Annotated in this window: 20 protein-coding genes; 7 read left to right on the plus strand and 13 right to left on the minus strand. The window is 51.6% G+C overall.

Features of this window, described 5'->3' with window-relative positions; genetic code table 11:
- Positions 1–30 precede the first annotated feature (30 nt).
- A complete protein-coding gene (gene ruvB, locus D9597_RS16805) occupies positions 31–1,041 on the minus strand; it encodes a Holliday junction branch migration DNA helicase RuvB (protein ID WP_000568522.1) in 1,011 nt (336 codons plus the stop codon).
- Positions 1,042–1,049: 8 nt separating this feature from the next.
- Positions 1,050–1,661, minus strand: a complete 612-nt coding sequence (gene ruvA, locus D9597_RS16810) for a Holliday junction branch migration protein RuvA (RefSeq protein WP_130223547.1) — start codon at positions 1,659–1,661, stop codon at positions 1,050–1,052.
- Between the two features lie 273 nt (positions 1,662–1,934).
- Here ruvA and D9597_RS16820 point away from each other — a divergent pair, with 273 nt between their 5' ends.
- A complete protein-coding gene (locus D9597_RS16820; RefSeq protein ID WP_130223549.1) occupies positions 1,935–2,534 on the plus strand; it encodes a YebB family permuted papain-like enzyme in 600 nt (199 codons plus the stop codon).
- Between the two features lie 4 nt (positions 2,535–2,538).
- On the opposite strand, the gene ruvC is transcribed toward D9597_RS16820, so the two are convergent.
- The 4 genes from ruvC to aspS form a co-directional block, all read right to left on the minus strand.
- A complete protein-coding gene (gene ruvC, locus D9597_RS16825; protein WP_010350951.1) occupies positions 2,539–3,060 on the minus strand; it encodes a crossover junction endodeoxyribonuclease RuvC in 522 nt (173 codons plus the stop codon).
- A gap of 34 nt (positions 3,061–3,094) precedes the next feature.
- Positions 3,095–3,835 (minus strand): YebC/PmpR family DNA-binding transcriptional regulator, encoded by a 741-nt coding sequence (locus tag D9597_RS16830; RefSeq protein ID WP_000907234.1) that lies wholly within the window; start codon positions 3,833–3,835, stop codon positions 3,095–3,097.
- 28 nt (positions 3,836–3,863) lie between these two features.
- The gene (gene nudB / locus D9597_RS16835; RefSeq protein ID WP_001300367.1) at positions 3,864–4,316 is read right to left on the minus strand and encodes a dihydroneopterin triphosphate diphosphatase; all 453 of its coding nucleotides are present in this window, start codon (positions 4,314–4,316) and stop codon (positions 3,864–3,866) included.
- Positions 4,317–4,433: 117 nt separating this feature from the next.
- The gene (gene aspS, locus D9597_RS16840; RefSeq protein WP_130208496.1) at positions 4,434–6,206 is read right to left on the minus strand and encodes an aspartate--tRNA ligase; all 1,773 of its coding nucleotides are present in this window, start codon (positions 6,204–6,206) and stop codon (positions 4,434–4,436) included.
- A 310-nt stretch (positions 6,207–6,516) separates the two neighbouring features.
- On the opposite strand from aspS, the gene D9597_RS16850 reads away from it, so the two are divergent.
- Genes D9597_RS16850 through cmoB form a run of 5 tightly spaced genes read left to right on the plus strand, consistent with a single transcriptional unit; the run spans position 6,517 to position 10,098 of the window.
- Positions 6,517–7,083, plus strand: coding sequence for a hydrolase (locus tag D9597_RS16850; protein WP_130223553.1), 567 nt, complete (start codon positions 6,517–6,519; stop codon positions 7,081–7,083).
- On the plus strand, positions 7,080–7,898 hold the full coding sequence (locus tag D9597_RS16855) for a DUF72 domain-containing protein (protein ID WP_130223555.1): 819 nt from the start codon (positions 7,080–7,082) through the stop codon (positions 7,896–7,898). The genes D9597_RS16850 and D9597_RS16855 overlap by 4 nt, the downstream gene beginning before the upstream one ends.
- 52 nt (positions 7,899–7,950) lie before the next feature.
- The gene (locus tag D9597_RS16860) at positions 7,951–8,346 is read left to right on the plus strand and encodes an MAPEG family protein (RefSeq protein WP_130218694.1); all 396 of its coding nucleotides are present in this window, start codon (positions 7,951–7,953) and stop codon (positions 8,344–8,346) included.
- 40 nt (positions 8,347–8,386) lie between these two features.
- The gene (cmoA, locus tag D9597_RS16865; protein ID WP_130208500.1) at positions 8,387–9,130 is read left to right on the plus strand and encodes a carboxy-S-adenosyl-L-methionine synthase CmoA; all 744 of its coding nucleotides are present in this window, start codon (positions 8,387–8,389) and stop codon (positions 9,128–9,130) included.
- Positions 9,127–10,098 carry a tRNA 5-methoxyuridine(34)/uridine 5-oxyacetic acid(34) synthase CmoB gene (gene cmoB / locus D9597_RS16870; protein ID WP_000564757.1) on the plus strand — a complete coding sequence of 324 codons (972 nt, stop codon included), beginning with the start codon at positions 9,127–9,129 and terminating at the stop codon, positions 10,096–10,098. The genes cmoA and cmoB overlap by 4 nt, the downstream gene beginning before the upstream one ends.
- Before the next feature lie 164 nt (positions 10,099–10,262).
- On the opposite strand, the gene torZ is transcribed toward cmoB, so the two are convergent.
- The 4 genes from torZ to D9597_RS16890 form a co-directional block, all read right to left on the minus strand.
- Entirely contained in the window at positions 10,263–12,692 is a 2,430-nt protein-coding gene (gene torZ / locus D9597_RS16875) for a trimethylamine N-oxide reductase TorZ (protein WP_130223557.1), read from the minus strand.
- Between the two features lie 24 nt (positions 12,693–12,716).
- Positions 12,717–13,817: a NapC/NirT family cytochrome c gene (locus D9597_RS16880; RefSeq protein WP_130223559.1), complete on the minus strand. Its 1,101-nt coding sequence runs from the start codon at positions 13,815–13,817 to the stop codon at positions 12,717–12,719.
- Between the two features lie 387 nt (positions 13,818–14,204).
- Positions 14,205–14,951: a copper homeostasis protein CutC gene (gene cutC / locus D9597_RS16885; RefSeq protein ID WP_130218688.1), complete on the minus strand. Its 747-nt coding sequence runs from the start codon at positions 14,949–14,951 to the stop codon at positions 14,205–14,207.
- Positions 14,952–14,964: 13 nt separating this feature from the next.
- Positions 14,965–15,531 (minus strand): VOC family protein, encoded by a 567-nt coding sequence (locus tag D9597_RS16890; protein ID WP_130218686.1) that lies wholly within the window; start codon positions 15,529–15,531, stop codon positions 14,965–14,967.
- Positions 15,532–15,746: 215 nt separating this feature from the next.
- Between D9597_RS16890 and argS the strand changes: the two genes are divergently transcribed.
- On the plus strand, positions 15,747–17,480 hold the full coding sequence (argS, locus tag D9597_RS16895) for an arginine--tRNA ligase (protein ID WP_130208507.1): 1,734 nt from the start codon (positions 15,747–15,749) through the stop codon (positions 17,478–17,480).
- Positions 17,481–17,532: 52 nt separating this feature from the next.
- Here argS and flhe read toward each other — a convergent pair whose 3' ends face one another.
- The 3 genes from flhe to flhB are packed head-to-tail and all read right to left on the minus strand — an operon-like array spanning position 17,533 to position 21,147.
- Positions 17,533–17,928 (minus strand): flagellar protein FlhE, encoded by a 396-nt coding sequence (gene flhe / locus D9597_RS16900; RefSeq protein WP_165383551.1) that lies wholly within the window; start codon positions 17,926–17,928, stop codon positions 17,533–17,535.
- Positions 17,928–20,006 (minus strand): flagellar biosynthesis protein FlhA, encoded by a 2,079-nt coding sequence (gene flhA / locus D9597_RS16905; protein WP_000067016.1) that lies wholly within the window; start codon positions 20,004–20,006, stop codon positions 17,928–17,930. Before flhA ends, flhe begins: the two co-directional genes overlap by 1 nt.
- Entirely contained in the window at positions 19,999–21,147 is a 1,149-nt protein-coding gene (flhB, locus tag D9597_RS16910; RefSeq protein WP_130223563.1) for a flagellar biosynthesis protein FlhB, read from the minus strand. The genes flhA and flhB overlap by 8 nt, the downstream gene beginning before the upstream one ends.
- Positions 21,148–21,326: the final 179 nt, after the last annotated feature.

The raw sequence follows: 21,326 nt of genomic DNA on the forward strand, positions 1-21,326 counted from the left end.
GTCGGATACGGCGCGAGCGCCTTATTTGAACTACGGCATTTCTGGCGGCGTAATTCCAAAGTGGTTCCACGCCCGCACTGTCGCCATACGCCCGCGAGGTGTACGCTGCAAAAAGCCTTGCTGAATCAGATAAGGCTCCAGCACATCCTCAATGGTTTCACGTTCTTCGCCAATAGCCGCCGCCAGGTTATCCAGACCTACAGGCCCACCAAAGAATTTATCGATTACCGCCAGCAACAATTTGCGGTCCATATAATCGAAACCTTCGGCATCGACATTCAGCATATCCAGCGCCTGGGCGGCGATATCTGCCGAGATGGTGCCATCGTGCTTCACTTCGGCGAAATCACGCACTCGACGCAGCAGGCGGTTGGCAATACGTGGCGTACCACGCGCCCGACGCGCCACTTCCAGCGCGCCGTCATCACTCATCTCAAGCCCCATAAAGCGTGCACTACGACTAACGATATATTGCAGATCCGGCACCTGATAAAACTCCAGACGTTGCACAATACCAAAACGGTCGCGCAACGGTGATGTCAGCGAACCTGCGCGCGTGGTTGCGCCAATCAGTGTAAACGGGGGCAAATCAATTTTAATGGAGCGTGCAGCCGGACCTTCACCAATCATGATATCTAACTGGTAGTCTTCCATTGCCGGATACAACACCTCTTCCACCACTGGTGAAAGACGGTGGATCTCATCAATAAACAGCACGTCATGCGGTTCAAGGTTAGTGAGCATTGCTGCCAGATCGCCCGCCTTTTCCAGCACCGGACCGGAAGTCGTGCGTAAATTAACGCCCATTTCATTGGCGACAATATTAGCAAGCGTGGTTTTACCTAAACCCGGAGGGCCAAAAATCAACAGATGATCGAGGGCGTCGCCGCGCAGTTTCGCTGCTTTGATGAAAATCTCCATCTGTGAACGAACCTGCGGCTGACCAACATACTCTTCCAGTAATTTGGGGCGAATGGCGCGATCTGCTACATCTTCCGGCAACGTCGTACCGGCAGAAATCAGACGGTCTGCTTCAATCATCCTTTACCTCATAACGCGGCGCGTAGGGCTTCGCGAATTAATGTTTCACTGCTGGCGTCAGGGCGAGCGATTTTGCTCACCATGCGGCTGGCTTCTTGTGGTTTATAGCCCAGCGCCACCAGCGCAGCAACCGCTTCCTGTTCAGCATCATCGGTTGCCGGGCTGGCAGGCGACGTGAGCACCAGATCGGCGGCTGGCGTAAAGAGATCGCCGTGCAAACCTTTAAATCGGTCTTTCATTTCGACAATTAAACGCTCGGCGGTTTTTTTACCAATGCCCGGCAGTTTCACCAGTGCTCCCACCTCTTCACGTTCAACGGCATTAACGAACTGCTGCGCTGACATTCCGGAGAGGATCGCCAGCGCCAGCTTCGGGCCGACGCCGTTGGTTTTGATCAACTCTTTGAACAACGTGCGCTCTTGTTTATTGTTAAAACCGTACAGCAGTTGCGCGTCTTCACGCACCACAAAGTGGGTGAAAACAATCGCTTCCTGACCCGCTTCAGGGAGTTCATAAAAACAGGTCATCGGCATATGCACTTCATAGCCTACGCCGCCCACTTCAATTAACACCAGCGGGGGTTGTTTTTCCAGAATGATGCCTCTCAGCCTGCCTATCACATGACGCTCCTGCGTAACGAATCAAAGATAATGCTGTATGATAAAAAAATGCTGGATAGATATCCAGCGAAGGATGAAGAAAACTTGCGAGGCGTCCCGATGTTCTGAAAAATGGCACAGTATAATTTATTCTACAAGTTATATTGGAAGCAAATATTTTAATATTACATATTCAGTGAGTTAATGCGTAAAAAAATATACATTTCGACTCCTGAAAAATAAACTTTTTTATGTTATTACGTGTATTCATATTTATTTCAATGGAATGACAACGTGAATATTAATTACCCTGCTGAATATGAAATTGGTGATATCGTCTTTACATGTATAGGTGCTGCCTTATTTGGTCAAATATCAGCAGCATCAAATTGCTGGAGTAATCACGTCGGGATCATTATCGGTCATAACGGTGAAGACTTCCTGGTTGCAGAAAGCCGTGTTCCCCTCTCAACCATCACTACTCTATCCCGTTTTATTAAACGTTCTTCTAACCAACGCTATGCTATAAAGCGATTAGACGCAGGGCTAACAGAACAACAAAAACAACGAATTGTTGAACAGGTTCCCTCCCGGCTACGCAAACTCTACCACACCGGTTTTAAATACGAATCTTCACGCCAGTTCTGTTCAAAATTTGTCTTTGATATTTATAAAGAGGCGCTATGTATTCCGGTTGGCGAAATAGAGACATTTGGAGAATTGTTAAATAGCAATCCGAATGTAAAACTCACTTTCTGGAAATTCTGGTTCTTAGGTTCTATTCCGTGGGATCGTAAAACGGTTACGCCAGCGAGTTTGTGGCATCATCCGAGTCTAATGTTGATTCATGCGGAGGGAGTAGAAACGCCTCAGCCTGAACTGACTGAAGCGTGATAATTTAGCGCAGTCGCCCTCTCGCCAGGTTCAGCCGCGATTCGCTCATCTGCATCGCATTCTGGCTGACATGGCAGTGGGTGATGGCAATCGCCAGCGCATCGGCGGCATCCGCCTGTGGATTAGCAGGTAATTTCAGCAAGGTACGCACCATATGCTGCACCTGGCTTTTTTCGGCGCTACCAATGCCCACCACTGTTTGCTTCACCTGACGCGCAGCATATTCAAACACCGGCAATTCCTGATTCACCGCTGCCACAATCGCTACGCCTCGCGCCTGCCCCAGTTTCAGAGCAGAGTCAGCGTTCTTCGCCATAAAGACTTGTTCGATTGCGAAATAATCGGGCTGGAACTGGGTGATGATTTCCGTCACGCCCGCATAGATCAGCTTCAGTCGAGACGGTAAATCATCCACTTTGGTGCGTATGCATCCACTACCCAGGTAGGACAGTTGCCTGCCCACCTGACGGATAACACCGTAGCCGGTAACGCGCGAACCCGGGTCAATACCGAGAATAATAGACATCACGCGTCTCCGTTTTGTTGTTTAGCCGGCCTCATCAGAGGGTCGCTGCAACCTCATCAGAGATCTCACCGTTATGGTAAACTTCCTGCACGTCGTCACAGTCTTCCAGCATATCGATCAGACGCATCAGTTTCGGTGCAGTTTCTGCATCCATATCGGCTTTGGTTGACGGGATCATGGAAACTTCTGCGCTGTCTGCTTTCAGACCTGCCGCTTCCAGAGCGTCGCGTACTTTACCCATCTCTTCCCATGCAGTGTAGACGTCGATTGCGCCGTCATCATAGGTCACAACGTCTTCAGCACCTGCTTCCAGTGCTGCTTCCATGATGGTGTCTTCGTCGCCTTTCTCGAAGGAGATCACGCCTTTTTTGCTGAACAGATAGGCTACGGAACCGTCAGTACCGAGGTTACCGCCACATTTGCTGAATGCGTGACGCACTTCAGCAACGGTACGGTTGCGGTTGTCAGACAGACATTCAATCATGATTGCCGTGCCGCCTGGGCCGTAACCTTCGTAGATGATGGTTTCCATGTTTGCATCATCATCACCGCCCACACCACGTGCAATTGCGCGGTTCAGGGTGTCACGGGTCATGTTGTTAGACAGTGCTTTATCAATTGCTGCACGCAGACGCGGGTTAGCGTCCGGATCGCCACCGCCCAGCTTAGCCGCGGTTACCAGCTCACGAATGATTTTAGTGAAGATTTTACCGCGCTTAGCATCCTGCGCAGCTTTACGATGTCTGGTGTTGGCCCATTTACTATGACCTGCCATAAAAATATCTCCAGATAGCCCTGCCTGTTCAGGCAGCGTTAATAACAAACTGTTCAATCGCCTGTCGGTTGCTCCAGGACTTAGTGAGCGCCGCCGCAGCAGGCGCATCAAGCCACTTGTAAGCCAGATGTTCAGTGAAAACAATCTGGCGCTCGTGCGGGAGCGCAAGACAGAACCATGATTCCGTATTGCGCGTCACGCCCGGCGCATAGCGATGACGTAAATGTGAAAAAATTTCAAACTCTACCGTGCGCTGACAGTCAATTAAGGTCAGTTGTTCAGCGACAACATCGATGGTGACCTCTTCCTTTACTTCGCGCATGGCAGCTTGCGGCGCGGTTTCACCCTCTTCCACACTGCCGGTTACCGACTGCCAGAAATCGGGATCGTCACGCCGCTGCAACATCAGCACCCGTTTCGTATCTTGTGCATAGATGACCACTAAGATCGAAACGGGACGCTTATACACTTTATCCTTCACGCTGCCTCTTCGTTGACTGCCTTCGCTCATCCCATTCACATAGTTATCTATGCTCATGGGAGTTCACTCAGTTGCCGCCTCGATGCAACGCGAATGATTTCGTGTATTTGAGTCATATCAGTTATTCTCAGCCTTCTTCACAACCTGAATGCTCAGCTCAGCCAGTGCAGTCGGGTTAGCAAAGCTCGGTGCTTCAGTCATCAGACACGCTGCCGCCGTGGTTTTCGGGAAGGCGATAACGTCACGGATGTTGTCGGTGCCGGTCAGCAGCATGGTCAGACGGTCAAGACCGAATGCCAGACCTGCGTGCGGCGGAGTACCGTATTTCAGGGCGTCGAGCAGGAAGCCGAATTTCTCGCGCTGTTCCTCTTCGGTGATCCCCAGAATGCCAAACACCGTCTGCTGCATATCACCATTATGGATACGCACTGAACCACCGCCCACTTCGTAACCATTGATGACCATATCGTAAGCGTTCGCCACCGCATTTTCCGGTGCAGCTTTCAGCTCTGCCGCCGTCATGTCTTTCGGCGCGGTGAACGGATGGTGCATTGCCGTCAGGCCGCCTTCACCGTCGTCTTCAAACATCGGGAAGTCGATAACCCACAGCGGCGCCCATTTGCTTTCGTCGGTCAGGCCAAGGTCTTTACCCACTTTCAAACGCAGTGCGCCCATCGCGTCGGCAACAATTTTCTTGTTGTCGGCACCGAAGAAAATCATATCGCCATCCTGCGCGGCAGTACGATCCAGGATGGCTTCGATGATTTCCGCATTAAGGAACTTCGCTACCGGGCTGTTGATACCTTCCAGACCTTTCGCGCGTTCGTTAACTTTGATGTAAGCCAGACCTTTCGCGCCATAGATTTTAACGAAGTTACCGTATTCGTCGATCTGCTTACGGGTCAGCGATGCGCCACCCGGAACACGCAGAGCGGCAACACGGCCTTTCGGATCGTTCGCCGGACCCGCAAATACCGCGAATTCAACGGATTTCAGCAGATCGGCAACGTCGGTCAGTTCCATCGGGTTACGCAGGTCCGGTTTGTCGGAGCCGTAACGGCGTTCAGCTTCCGCAAAGGTCATTACCGGGAAATCGCCCAGATCAATGCCCTTCACTTCCAGCCACAAATGACGCACCAGCGCTTCCATCACTTCACGCACTTGCGGCGCGGTCATGAAAGAGGTTTCCACATCGATCTGAGTAAATTCAGGCTGGCGATCAGCGCGCAGGTCTTCGTCACGGAAGCATTTAACGATCTGATAGTAGCGGTCAAAACCGGACATCATCAGCAGCTGTTTGAACAACTGCGGGGATTGCGGCAGCGCGTAGAATTTACCTTTGTGCACACGAGAAGGCACCAGGTAGTCACGCGCGCCTTCCGGCGTGGCTTTAGTCAGCATCGGAGTTTCGATATCGAGGAAGCCGTGGTCGTCCATAAAACGACGCACCAGGCTGGTGATTTTAGCGCGGGTTTTCAGGCGCTGAGCCATTTCCGGACGACGCAGGTCAAGATAGCGGTATTTCAGACGCGCTTCTTCGGTGTTGACGTGGTTAGAGTCAAGCGGCAGAACGTCTGCGCGGTTGATGATGGTCAGCGAGGAAGCCAGCACTTCGATTTCGCCAGTCGCCATATCGCGGTTGATATTTTTTTCGTCACGCGCACGTACGGTGCCCGTGACCTGAATGCAGAACTCATTACGCAGTTCAGAGGCCAGCTTTAACGCGTCCGCACGATCCGGATCGAAAAATACCTGCACGATACCTTCGCGGTCGCGCATATCGATAAAGATCAAGCTACCAAGATCACGACGACGGTTGACCCAACCACACAGAGTCACCTGCTGCCCCACGTGGGACAAACGGAGCTGTCCACAATATTCTGTACGCATGAGATATCCCTTAACTTAGCTGCTGGCGGATGTCCCCTGCTGTGCAGGTGACCTGAGTCGCAGCGTTAGCTGTATGTCACAACTGAATGAAAAAAGGCGGCTATTATACTGGAAATTCTGCCGCACCGTAAGAGCCTGGCCCGCGCTGGAACGCCTCGTTACCACTTTATATCGGTCCTGGATTCAGACTCTACGCCAGTTTGCTATAAAGGTGTTGCCCGAACTCATAAAAATTAACAAAATTTGTCGTTCCGCCATCGGCTAATCGCATTAAGGTGAGAGGCACGATTTTGTTTTATCTGGAGTGATCATGCTTGAACTTAATGCCAAATCCACAGCGCTAGTGGTGATTGATTTACAGGAAGGCATCTTGCCTTTTGCCGGTGGTCCGCATACTGCCGAAGACGTGGTAAATCGCGCCGGGAAGCTGGCGGCGAAATTTCGCGCGAGCGGTCAGCCCGTGTTTCTGGTGCGTGTTGGCTGGTCTGTCGATTATGCTGAAGCATTAAAACAGCCGGTTGATGCCCCCTCTCCCGCTAAAGTGTTGCCCGAAAATTGGTGGCAACATCCTGCTGCATTAGGTGCAACCGACAGCGATATCGAAATCATCAAACGTCAATGGGGTGCGTTTTACGGTACGGATCTGGAGTTGCAATTACGCCGCCGAGGTATCGATACAATAGTGTTATGTGGGATCTCGACCAATATCGGCGTTGAGTCCACCGCCCGCAATGCCTGGGAACTCGGTTTTAATCTGGTGATTGCCGAAGATGCCTGTAGCGCCGCCAGTGCCGAGCAGCACAATAACAGCATCAACCATATCTATCCACGCATCGCCCGTGTGCGCAGCGTGGAAGAGATCCTCAACGCGTTATGATTTATATCGGTCTGCCGCAATGGTCGCATCCTAAATGGGTGCGTCTGGGGATAACCAGCCTGGAAGAGTATGCCCGCTACTTTAATTGCGTGGAGGGCAACACCACGCTATACGCCTTGCCGAAACCCGAGGTTGTCCTGCGCTGGCGGGAGCAGACCACAGATGACTTCCGCTTCTGTTTTAAGTTTCCGGCGACCATTTCGCATCAGGCAGCGTTGCGTCATTGCGATGATTTAACCAGTGAATTTTTGACCCGTATGTCACCGCTGGCTCCGCGCATTGGGCAATACTGGCTGCAACTGCCTGCCACATTCGGCCCACGGGATTTGCCTGCGCTTTGGCATTTTCTCGATACTCTTCCCGGCGAATTTAATTATGGTGTGGAAGTGCGTCATCCGCAGTTTTTCGCCAAAGGGGAAGAGGAACAAACGCTTAATCGCGGATTACATCAGCGCGGCGTTAATCGGGTGATTTTAGACAGCCGCCCGGTTCATGCTGCACGTCCGCATAATGAAGCCATACGCGACGCTCAACGGAAGAAACCGAAGGTTCCGGTACATGCCGTACTAACGGCGACAAATCCGCTGATCCGTTTTATCGGCAGCGATGATATGGCGCAAAACAGGGAATTATTTCAGGTCTGGTTACAAAAATTAGCGCAGTGGCAGCAGAACACCACGCCTTATCTTTTTCTGCACACGCCAGATATTGCTCAGGCCCCGGAACTGGTACATACACTGTGGGAAGACTTACGTAAAATGCTTCCAGAGATCGGAGCAGTCCCGGCTATTCCACAGCAATCTTCTCTTTTCTGAATTTGCCACCTATCATAGACAAGTGCCATCGGCCATTTTAAAGGGAGTTTGTATGGTAAGCGCGCTGTATGCCGTTTTAAGTGCGTTGTTATTAATGAAGTTCTCTTTTGATGTTGTTCGCCTGCGAATGCAGTATCGCGTTGCCTATGGCGACGGCGGTTTTAGCGAACTACAAAGTGCTATTCGTATTCATGGCAATGCGGTGGAATATATTCCCATCGCGATTGTATTGATGCTATTTATGGAAATGAATGGTGCTGAAACCTGGATGGTGCATATTTGCGGCCTCGTTTTGCTTGCAGGTCGCCTGATGCATTATTACGGTTTCCATCACCGTCTGTTTCGCTGGCGACGTTCTGGTATGAGCGCCACCTGGTGTGCGCTATTGCTGATGGTGCTGGCGAATCTTTGGTATATGCCCTGGGAGTTGGTTTTCTCCCTGCGTTAGCGCACAATACGCCACTTTCTTTTTCCCGGATTTTTACGTTATGTCTCACCGCGACACGCTATTTTCTGCTCCTATCGCCAGACTGGGCGACTGGACCTTTGATGAACGGGTAGCTGAAGTCTTCCCGGATATGATCCAACGTTCCGTTCCCGGCTACTCCAATATTATTTCAATGATTGGTATGTTAGCTGAACGCTTCGTTCAACCGGGTACGCAGATTTACGATCTGGGCTGTTCTTTGGGCGCAGCGACGCTCTCAGTGCGTCGCAACATTCATCATGATAATTGTAAAATTATCGCCATCGACAACTCCCCGGCAATGATTGAACGCTGCCGTCGTCATATTGACGCCTATAAAGCGCCTACGCCTGTTGACGTTATTGAAGGTGATATTCGCGATATTGCCATTGAAAACGCGTCGATGGTGGTACTGAATTTTACCCTGCAATTCCTGGAACCTTCCGAGCGCCAGGCGTTACTGGATAAAATTTATCAAGGGCTAAACCCGGGTGGCGCGCTGGTGCTTTCGGAAAAATTCAGTTTCGAAGATGCCAAAGTTGGTGAACTGCTGTTCAACATGCACCACGACTTTAAACGTGCCAACGGCTACAGCGAGCTGGAAATCAGCCAGAAGCGCAGCATGTTAGAAAACGTAATGCTGACCGATTCCGTGGAAACCCACAAGGCACGCCTGCATAAAGCCGGTTTTGAGCATAGCGAGCTGTGGTTCCAGTGCTTTAATTTTGGTTCACTGGTGGCATTAAAAGCAGAGGACGCTGCATGATCGACTTTGGTAACTTTTATTCTCTGATTGCCAAAAATCATCTTTCACACTGGCTGGAAACCCTGCCCGCGCAGATTGCCAGCTGGCAGCGCGAACAGCAGCACGGTCTGTTTAAACAGTGGTCCAATGCGGTGGAATTTCTGCCTGAAATTAAACCGTATCGTCTTGATTTACTGCATAGCGTGACGGCAGAAAGCGAAGAACCACTGAGCGCCGGGCAGATTAAGCGCATTGAAACGCTGATGCGCAACCTGATGCCGTGGCGCAAAGGGCCGTTCTCACTGTATGGCGTCAACATCGATACCGAGTGGCGTTCCGACTGGAAATGGGATCGTGTTCTGCCCCATCTTTCTGATTTAACCGGGCGCACCATTCTTGATGTCGGCTGCGGCAGCGGCTATCACATGTGGCGCATGATTGGCGCAGGCGCACACCTTGCGGTGGGTATCGACCCTACACAACTATTCCTCTGCCAGTTTGAAGCAGTGCGTAAACTGTTAGGTAACGACCAACGGGCGCATCTGCTGCCGTTAGGGATTGAACAACTTCCGGCACTGAAAGCCTTTGATACCGTCTTTTCGATGGGCGTGCTTTATCATCGTCGTTCACCGCTGGAGCATCTCTGGCAGTTAAAAGACCAACTGGTCAATGAAGGTGAACTGGTGCTTGAAACGCTGGTTATTGATGGCGACGAAAACACGGTGCTGGTACCAGGCGATCGTTACGCACAAATGCGTAATGTTTATTTCATCCCGTCGGCCCTGGCGTTGAAAAACTGGCTGAAGAAGTGTGGTTTTGTTGATATTCGCATTGCGGATGTGAGCGTCACCACTACAGAAGAGCAGCGTCGTACCGAGTGGATGGTCACCGAATCGCTGGCCGATTTCCTCGACCCACATGATCCGGGTAAAACGGTGGAAGGTTATCCTGCGCCTAAACGCGCGGTACTGATTGCGCGCAAGCCGTAAAGGTCTGGTATTACTGCCGGATGCGGCGTGAACGCCTTATCCGGCCTACAAAGCCTTGTTAATTCAATATATTGCAGGGACTATGTAGGCCTGATAAGCATAGCGCATCAGGCAGTTTTGCGTTTGCATAACCTCAGCGCCCGTTTCCGGGCGCTATTCACTTCTTATGCCTGAATAGCTGGCTGATCAAACGCCGTTAACTTCGGCGCATTACCCGTATATTTTTCGATATACACCAGCGCAGAGTTACCGGCACAGGCATTCGCCAGCTGCGAGCTGGGGATATCCGCCGTTAACACGTTCGCACTGCCGTTTTTACACAAGCCATTTTCCAGATCCGGCCATGCACCTTCATGCACGCATACCACGCCTTTTTTGATCCCGTCAGTCACCACAGCGCCTGTCAGGATCTGACCACGTTTATTCCAGGCACGGACCAGATCGCCATTCGCAATACCAAAGCGAGCAGCATCTTCGGTGTGAATTGTGATCGGCTCACGATCGGCAACCGCATATTTTTTACGCAGCTCCGCATAGTTAAGCTGACTGTGTAGACGATGCGCCGGATGCGCGGTCAGAAGCTGCAACTGCTTCTCGTCGGCGGTACCTTTCCACTCATCAGGAGCCAGCCAGGTCGGGTGTGCCGGGCAATCCTTATAGCCAAATTTTTCCAGCGTTTTTGAATAGATTTCAATTTTGCCGCTTGGCGTACCCAGCGCATTTTTCACCGGATCGGCGCGGAAATCACCATAGCGAACATATTGCTCGCTCTTCTCGCTGCGGCGCATTTCAAGCAGTTTATTTTGCTGCCAGAAGGCATTAAACATTGGCATAGTCACGCGTTGCGCACGCGCACCTTTCTGAGCGGCATCATAGAAAAATTTCAGCCACGCCATTTCATCTTTACCTTCGGTATAGATCTCTTTACCGCCAGGTTTCAGTAATTCCGCAAGATCGGCAAACACGTCAAAATCGTTACGCGCTTCAAATTGCGGAGCGACAGCCTGCTTCATCGGCACAATATGCTGGTTGCTGTAATCACCGGTCATCGTCAGGTCATTGCGCTCAAACGATGTGGTGATCGGTAATACGATATCTGCGTGTTTGGCTGCTGCGGTCCAGTAGCATTCAGAAACGACGATCATCTCCGGTTTCTGCCATGCTTTGATCAGACGATTAGTATCCTGGTGATGGGTAAAGTTACCGCCACCCGCCCACCAGATCATTTTGATATTTGGGTACGTTTGCTCTTTACCGTTGTGCTGATATTTCCCGCCAGGATTTTCCAGCGCATCGACAATACGGGCGACCGGAATCGCGGTCATTCCGCCATCATCAGCTTCCTCACTTGCCTGTCCGGCAATCGCCGCAGACATTTCTGGCAGTACGCCGCCAACTCGCGTCGGGTTGCCACCGTTGGAGTAATGATAAGAGAATCCAAAACCGCCGCCCGGTGTACCAATTTGCCCTAACATCGCCGCCAGCGTCACCAGCATCCAGTGTTTCTGTTCACCGTATTGCTGGCGTTGGATCCCCCAACCAGCCATCAGCATCGTGCGATTCGCCGCCATCAGTTCTGCAAGTTTGACAATCTGCGCTTCCGGTACGCCAGTAATTTCTGCCGCCCAGGCCGCGCTCTTCGGCGTATTATCATTCTTGCCGGTCAGATACTCTTCAAACTGCGAATAGCCGGTGGTGTATTTCTCAAGGAAGGCTTTATCGTGCTTACCTTGTGTCATCAGGGTATGCGCGATGCCTAACATCAGCGCCACGTCGGTCCCCATATTCGGCGCAATCCAGGTCGCGTTATCGCCAAAGAACTCGATTGTTTCGGAACGGATAGGGTCGATGGCAATCACTGGTTTGCCCGATTTTTTCAGCTGATGGAAGTATTCCAGCCCTTGCTCATCGGTACTGCTCCAGGCAATTTTTAAGGTATTCAGCGGGTTCATGCCCCACAACACCACCACCTGACTGTTTTCCAGAATCAGCGGCCAGGAAGTCTGCTGTTCATAGACCTCCACAGAACCGACAACGTGCGGCATGATCACCTGCGCAGCCCCGGTAGAATAATCGCCACTATGCCCGGAATATCCCCCCGCCAGATTCATATAACGTTGCAGTAAGGTTTGCGCTTTATGCAACACGCCAGAAGAGCGCCAGCCGTAAGACCCTGCAAAAATGGCCGATGGACCGTTGGCCTTGCGGATGCGATCGTGTTGCTCATGAATCAGTTTTAATGCTTGTTCCCAGCTCACCTGAACGTAACTGTCTTCGCCACGACCTTTTGCCGGTTGCAGTGGATTGTCGAGATAACTTTTTCTCACCATCGGATGCTGAATACGCGCCGTAGTGTGTACCTGATCCGCCGCCGTAGACTGTAAGGAGTTCGGGATGGTCTTCGCCAGCGCGCCTGTAGAAGAAACAATCTTACCGTCCTTCACTTCTACGTTCATCGCTCCCCAACGACCCGCGGTGAGGATTTTTCCGCCCTTCTCTTCTGCCCATGCGGGTAACGGCGTAGCCGATGTCACCACCAGCGCCCCGGCAGCAATACCGCTATGTTTAATAAACTCACGTCTTGTTAATGTCATAACTTCCTCCCTGATCTACGAGGATCACTGTTTTTCGGTAATATCTTTGGCGTTGTACTGGAAGTACCGCGTCAAAATGTCCAGTTCGTTTTCGCTCATGCTGGTTCGCGCCCCCATTCCTTTGGCGATAGAGGGCCAGGCATTGACGGTGTAATGGTCAGCGGCAATAGGCGCATGGCAGCCAGCACAATAGGTGTCATCGAGTTTTTCAGCGTATTGCCATAACGGTTTACGATCCGCTAATACGGGATCGATTAGCGCCCCTTGTAATGACGCCTGACGCCATTGATTACCGTATTCGTCAGCCTGCCATTCCCCGTTTACCGTTAGCGCCTTGATACCTTCATCACTTAATGTGGCTAGCGCCAGACGTTGACCTGCCGCCAGGTAGAGCGTGTTTTCACTGCCCTGCATTTGATAACCCTGCAACAGAACGATCGGCTGTTTGCCACTGGCATCAACGACGGTGAGATCGGTACCAGGATTCACAGTGGCCAGTTCGCCTATGCGGGAAGGTTTGAAAGGATAAATATGTGCGCCATTGGTCACAGAAGTGGCAGCCTGACTTTCCAGTTCATGCGCCGCGTTGCCATCCATTTTTATTTCTGGCGGGAAATGGGCAATTCCTTTATGACAATCAATACACGTTTCACCGTCCTTTTGCGCTTTGGTATGCATTTTCTGCGCAGATTCACTTTGCGAGGCAATATCCATCGCATCAAAAGAATGGCAACTACGGCAGGTTGCAGAGTCAGTTGCTTTTAATTCTTTCCATACTGTTTCGGCCATTTCCTGGCGATGAGCTTCGAACTTATCGTCACTGTCTATTTTGCCACTAACAAATTCATGATAAATATCTTTAGATGCTTTTAATTTAGCAAATAAATAATCCATCCCTGACTTTGGAATATGGCAATCGGCACATTCCGCACGTATCCCTTTCTGGTTCGAAAAGTGGACAGTTCCCTGATATTCCTCAAAAGGTTTACTCATCGAGTGGCAGGAAAGACAAAATGCTGTATCCGACGTTTTATGTAAGGCTTTTTGCGCAAGCAATAACCCACCGCCACCAACCACAACCGCTATCAGCAGAAAAAATAACCCAATGCGTTTTTTCCCTCGCATAGATTCCTCTAATTAAATTCCAGGACACCGAAGTCATTATATAAATAAATATACAACGAATTGACTACTTGCTTAATTCGGCACAACACTGCCTGAAATAATCGATAAAGAATATGATTTATTACAATGTAATCATTAATTGCGAAAGAATAACCCAGCCGTTATTTATAATATATATTTGTCAGTTTTAGTAATTTAAATCGCATAATTAATGTGAATATATAAAACATTTTAAGCACCACGCTATGCGCACTGTCACCCGTTCTACACATCACAGTCATCGTTCGTTTTTTATACTGTTTAGGGATAAAAAAAGGCCCCTGTTGAAATTGCAGGGGCCTGGTACGAGCAAGCATCATATTGGGCGACATGATGCAACGGTAAAAATCATTTGGCCTGATGGCGTTCAATGATTCCTTTCATTTCAGCAACCGCCGCCCCGTCTACGACATAACGCGAATACTCGTCCGCGTGTGCATCTGATGACATGGACAATCCTTGATTACGATAACGCATCGGTGAGGCTTGCCACGCTCCCGCGGAGCTATGGACTTCCAGCACTCCGGCATCGAGGAAGTGGTGCAGGTTTTCTGCACGGACTCCTGCTCCGGCCATGATGATTGGAGTATCACCATAGGCAATAAGTTCCATAATTTTTGATAAACCTTGCAGAGCGTCTGATTTTTGCCCGGAAGTCAGTACCCGGGCAATGCCCAATTGCGCAAGATTATTCAGTGTATTTAATGGGTTAGCACACATATCGAAGGCACGATGAAAAGTAACGGCCAACGGACCGGCAGCAGACATTATTTTTTCCATTCGTGGCATATCGACATTACCGTCAACATCGAGAACGCCCGTCACCAGTCCCGGAAAGCCTAATTCGCGGACAGTACGAACATCCTCAAGAATGGCGGCAAACTCGCCGTCGCTGTAGCAAAAATCACCACCGCGCGGGCGGATGATCGGATGCACGGGAATCGTTATCTGCTGACGCACGGATTTAAGCACGCCCAGCGACGGCGTTAAGCCCCCTTCTTTCGGTGCCGCACACAATTCAATTCTGTCAGCGCCATTTTGCTGCGCCGTTAGTGCGCATTCCATGCTGTAACAGCAAATTTCCAGTAATGCCATTTTTGCTCCTTAATTACGCCGACTGCTCGCTGGCGACGATCTCTTCAATGGACCACGGATGAAATTTAATCGTCGTTTTGCCATCGGTGACCGCCAGCGTCGGATTCGGTAATCGCTCATGCTCACCTTTTGGCGAACTGGTTTTAACTGAGATCCCTGGCAGGCTGAGTCCTTCATCAGAAAGCAACGCCAGCGCACGGGCATTCAGCGTTTCTGGCTCGCCCGGCAGAACGATTTCAATATGTTCCCAACCTTCGTGCGGGTAACGTTTTTCCCCGGGCCACGGTAGCTCCACAATGGAAAACTGCCAGTGCGCAACCTGTACCGGTTCATGCAATTTAAACAGACAAATCGGCCTGCCATTGATCATATTTTCTGACAGGAGTTCGCCGCACTGTTCAAATCCGCGACGCCAGCGTTCAGCGGTGGCGTTTTGATGGCAACGCAAAGAAATGTGATCGGCAGTCAGCGGAGTGATATCCAGCCCCAGACGGCGGGAAAGTTCATCTAATGCGTGGGTAAATCGCGGTAAATCCGATGCAATATCCTGCAGCTCGTCGATAGATTGCCAGTTCGCCATAATCACTCTTCGTCTTTCAGTAAAAGCGTTAATTTACCCTGTTGCCCTGCGCCAACCAACCGCTGATTTCACGCCGCTTCTGATGCAATAGTGAAAACGGCAATACGCCGCGCGCACGTTGCTGACGAAAACAGCCATTTGCAGTATACTCCCGCCCTAATTTCTTTAACTGGTGCGGGCAATTTTTGCTCGCTTCATCAATGTAAGGTATTCCGGTGAATATTCAGGCTCTTCTCTCAGAAAAAGTCCGTCAGGCCATGATTGCGGCAGGCGCGCCTGCGGATTGCGAACCGCAGGTTCGTCAGTCAGCAAAAGTTCAGTTCGGCGACTATCAGGCTAACGGCATGATGGCAGTTGCTAAAAAACTGGGTATGGCACCGCGACAATTAGCAGAGCAGGTGCTGACTCATCTGGATCTTAACGGTATCGCCAGCAAAGTTGAGATCGCCGGTCCAGGCTTTATCAACATTTTCCTTGATCCGGCATTCCTGGCTGAACATGTTCAGCAGGCGCTGGCGTCAGATCGTCTCGGTGTTGCTACGCCAGAAAAACAGACCATTGTGGTTGACTACTCCGCACCGAACGTGGCGAAAGAGATGCACGTCGGTCACCTGCGCTCTACCATTATTGGTGACGCGGCAGTGCGTACTCTGGAGTTCCTCGGTCACAAAGTGATTCGCGCGAACCACGTCGGCGACTGGGGTACTCAGTTCGGTATGCTGATTGCGTGGCTGGAAAAACAGCAGCAGGAAAACGCCGGTGAAATGGAACTGGCTGACCTTGAAGGTTTCTACCGCGATGCGAAAAAGCATTACGATGAAGATGAAGAGTTCGCCGAGCGCGCACGTAACTACGTGGTAAAACTGCAAAGCGGTGACGAATACTTCCGCGAGATGTGGCGCAAACTGGTCGACATCACCATGACGCAGAACCAGATCACCTACGATCGTCTGAACGTGACGTTGACCCGCGATGACGTCATGGGTGAAAGTCTCTACAACCCAATGCTGCCGGGTATCGTGGCGGACCTGAAAGCCAAAGGTCTGGCAGTAGAAAGTGAAGGCGCGACCGTTGTATTCCTTGATGAGTTCAAAAACAAGGAAGGCGAACCGATGGGCGTGATCATTCAGAAGAAAGATGGCGGCTATCTTTACACCACTACTGATATCGCCTGTGCGAAATATCGTTATGAAACACTGCATGCCGATCGCGTGCTGTATTACATCGACTCCCGTCAGCATCAACACCTGATGCAGGCATGGGCGATCGTCCGCAAAGCAGGCTATGTACCGGAATCCGTACCGCTGGAACACCACATGTTCGGCATGATGCTGGGCAAAGACGGCAAACCGTTCAAAACCCGCGCGGGCGGTACGGTGAAACTGGCCGATCTGCTGGATGAAGCCCTGGAGCGTGCACGTCGTCTGGTGGCAGAAAAGAACCCGGATATGCCAGCTGACGAGCTGGAAAAACTGGCCAATGCGGTGGGTATCGGCGCGGTGAAATACGCGGATCTCTCTAAAAACCGCACTACCGACTACATCTTCGACTGGGACAACATGCTGGCGTTTGAGGGTAATACCGCGCCATACATGCAGTATGCTTACACGCGTGTTTTGTCTGTGTTCCGTAAAGCAGAAATTAACGAAGAGCAACTGGCTTCAGCTCCGGTAATCATCCGTGAAGATCGTGAAGCGCAACTGGCAGCTCGCCTGCTGCAGTTTGAAGAAACCCTCACCGTGGTTGCCCGTGAAGGCACGCCGCACGTGATGTGTGCTTACCTGTACGATCTGGCTGGTCTGTTCTCTGGCTTCTACGAGCACTGCCCGATCCTCAGCGCAGAAAACGAAGAAGTGCGTAACAGCCGTCTGAAACTGGCACAACTGACGGCGAAGACGCTGAAGCTGGGTCTGGATACGCTGGGTATTGAGACTGTAGAGCGTATGTAATCGCGTTATGTGTCAAAGGCCGATGTCGCAGTTACGGACATCGGCTTTTTTATCACCGCCGATAATTCACAATCACTTCATTACGTTGTACTTTCAGCGGCGGAATTAACCGCCCACCGCCAGGCACTTCCCAGATAAATCGCAACGGTTCTGCTGCCGCTATACCGGAAAAGGCCACGGTGGTTCCGCCCTGCCCCTCTAATTCGACACAACGAGATTGTGAGCATAAACGTACCCGCAGTCCCGCGGGGGTCGAACCGATAAGCTGATAACGCCACGCCACCAGCGTCACCAATCCTGAAACAGGTTGTCGCGAAGAAAGAGGCGCAGAAGACATCGACTCCCCGCGATGATTTAGCGTAATTCCGATACTACTTGCCTGCCACATCCCCTCCCCGGCGGCTTGCGCCAGCAGCGGAAACAATAATATTGCTAATAAAGTTCTCATCATTTACCGCCAATCGTCGCCGTCATGCGGATATGTCGGTTATCAGATAGTTCAAGATTCGACAGCACCACTAACTGCGGCAAGCTGCGGCGCAGAAAGCGAGACAATAATGGTCGCAGCGCGTGGTTCACCAACAATACTGGCGGCGCACCCAACATCTCCTGACGGGATAGCGCTTCCTGAGTTTGCGCCAGTAAACGATCCGCCAGCCCCGGCTCCAGTCCGCCCCCGCCCTGCAACGCCTGTAGTAACAAACGTTCCAGCGGTGTATCGAGGCCAATAACATGGACTTCATCTTTGCCAGGAAACCACTGCTGGGTAATCGCCCGTCCCAACGCCACGCGCACGACGGCGGTTAATTCATGTGGATCGCTCTGAATGGGTGCATGTTCCGCCAGCGTTTCGAGAATGGTGCGCATATCGCGAATCGGCACTTTTTCATCGAGCAGATTTTGCAGCACTTTATGCAGTGTGGTGAGCGTGACGACGCCAGGAACGAGATCTTCCGTCAGCTTTGGCATCTCCTGGGCGACGCGATCCAACAGTTGTTGCGCCTCCTGGCGACCAAACAACTCTGCGGCATGCTGGCTAATGAGATGGTTAAGATGCGTTGCCACCACTGTGCTGGCCTCAACCACGGTGTACCCCTGAATCTGCGCCTGTTCTTTTAGCGCACTTTCGATCCAGATAGCATTCAGGCCAAAAGCCGGATCGACGGTCGCTTCACCAGGTAACGTCCCGGCAGCGGTACCAGGGTTAATTGCCAGCCAGCGCCCCGGATAAGCATCGCCACTGCCAATCTCTACGCCTTTCATCAAAATACGATAACGTGCCGGTTGCAGATCCATATTGTCGCGAATGTGGACCACCGGCGGCAGGAAGCCCATTTCCTGAGCAAATTTCTTACGAATACTACGAATACGGCCCAGCAACTCGCCATCTTGTTGGAAATCAACCATCGGGATCAGTCGATAGCCCACTTCCATTCCCAAAGAATCTTCCAGTTGTACATCGTTCCACGTCGCTTCAACAACGGCATTATTCTCTGCCATTTTTACCGGTTTGGGTTCGGCAGGCGCTTTTTGTTCGCGTCCGCGTATCCACCAGGCCAGCCCGAGCAATCCGGCTGTGAACAGCAAAAATACCAGGTTTGGCATTCCAGGCACCAGGCCGAGTAAACCGAGCACTGCGGCGCTTAACAACATAACGCTTGGGTTACTGAAAAGCTGATTCACCATCTGCTCGCCAACATCCTGATCGGTGCTGACGCGCGTAACGATGACCCCTGCGGCGGTAGAAATCACCAGCGCCGGGATTTGTGCCACCAGACCGTCGCCAATGGTCAATAGCGTATAACTTTCCGCCGCGTGTCCCATGCTCATGCCATGTTGCAGCACACCGACCAGCAATCCGCCGACAACGTTAATGACCATGATGAGGATCCCGGCGATGGCATCGCCGCGAACAAATTTACTTGCCCCGTCCATTGAGCCGTAAAAGTCGGCTTCCTGAGTCACTTCGGAGCGGCGTTTTTTCGCCTCATCTTCACCAATCAATCCAGCGTTAAGGTCGGCGTCAATCGCCATCTGCTTACCCGGCATACCATCGAGAACAAAGCGCGCGCCCACTTCCGCGATACGCCCGGCACCTTTGGTGATAACCATAAAGTTGATGATCACGAGAATGACGAACACCACGATACCGATAGCGAAATTGCCACCAACGAGGAAGTGACCGAACGCTTCGACCACCTTCCCTGCCGCCGCCGCGCCGGTATGGCCTTCCATCAAAATGATACGGGTTGAAGCCACGTTAAGAGCCAGACGCAACAGCGTGGTGAACAGCAGGATTGTCGGAAAAGCGGCAAACTCGAGCGTACGCTGGGTAAACATCGCCACCAGCAACACCATAATCGACAACGCGATATTAAAGGTAAACAGCAGGTCGAGAATGAATGCAGGCAATGGCAGCACCATCATCGACAAAATCAGCAAGATCAAAATCGGTCCGGCAAGGATCTGCCATTGTGTCGATTTCAGGTTTGTAGGCAGGCGCAGCATCGCGGCCAGATTACTCATGGGTCGGTTTCTCGTTAATAAAATCCAGGGCTTCCGGCACCGGAAGATGAGTTGGTTGTACTGGGCGCTGTCCACCAGCCAGACGCCAACGTTTCAGTTGCCAGACCCAGGCCAGCACTTCCGCCACGGCGGCATAGAGTTGACCCGGTATTTGTTGACCGATTTCAGCATGTCGATACAGCGCACGCGCCAGCGGCGGCGCTTCGAGGGTCGGGACATTATTTTCAGCGGCTATTTCACGAATGCGTAATGCCACCAGCCCCGCGCCCTTGGCAACGACCTTTGGCGCACTCATTTTGTTTTCGTCGTACTGCAAAGCCACTGAGTAGTGAGTTGGGTTATTGACGATAACGTCCGCTTTCGGCACATCGGCCATCATCCGCCGCCGCGCCGCAGCTCGCTGCATCTGACGGATTCGCCCTTTGACATGAGGGTCGCCTTCGCTTTGTTTGAACTCATCACGAATATCCTGCCGTGACATACGCAGCTTTTTCAGGTGGCTGAAGATTTGGAAAAAGACGTCAAATCCCACCATCGGAATAACGCCAAGCACCACCAACAACGCGCATAGCCCAACCAGATCCATCGCATTACCCATGGCGGTAATCGGAGACTCGGCCATTAAGCGCATCATCTGCGGCCAGTGGTGCCAGAGATAAAACCCCGTCACACTGCCGACCAGGATGGATTTCAGTATCGCTTTCAGCAACTCCGCGCCAGTCTGTGCCGAGAACATCCGTTTAATGCCCGGTAGCGGGTTGAGTTTGGAAAACTTCGGTTGCAAGGATTTGCCGCTAAATACCAGCCCACCCAGCATCACCGGAGAAATGAGCGCCACCAGCACCACGCCGCTAATCAGCGGCAGCAGCGCCAGCATGGCTTCTCTGATCAGCAGAATAATCTGCCCGAGGATCAGATTCGGGTCATTGATGATGCTGTGATCAAAATGCAATCCCGCGGAGAGCATGCCCGACAATCGACGAGCCAGCGACACACCGCCAAACCAGATAACACTAACGCCCACCAGCAAAATCAGCAGTGAAGTCAGTTCACGGGAACGCGGGATTTGCCCCTCTTCCCGCGCTTTTTCAAGTCGGTGAGGTGTGGGGGCTTCTGTTTTGTCGTCGCTCTCGTCAGACACGTCGCCAATCCTGGAAAGAGTAATAAGCGTGAATGATGCCAGAGCGCAAAGCGTTCAATGGTTTGAGTAAGGGGTAAAAAAGGCGGGATTTAGGGCTTTTGCCACAGCACATTAGGCATGGTGACATGTTTGTCGGGTACGGCGTAAACGCCTTATCCAACCTTGAAGATCGATGTGAC

The organism is Escherichia sp. E13S3 (assembly GCF_004212325.1).
Lineage (GTDB): Bacteria > Pseudomonadota > Gammaproteobacteria > Enterobacterales > Enterobacteriaceae > Escherichia.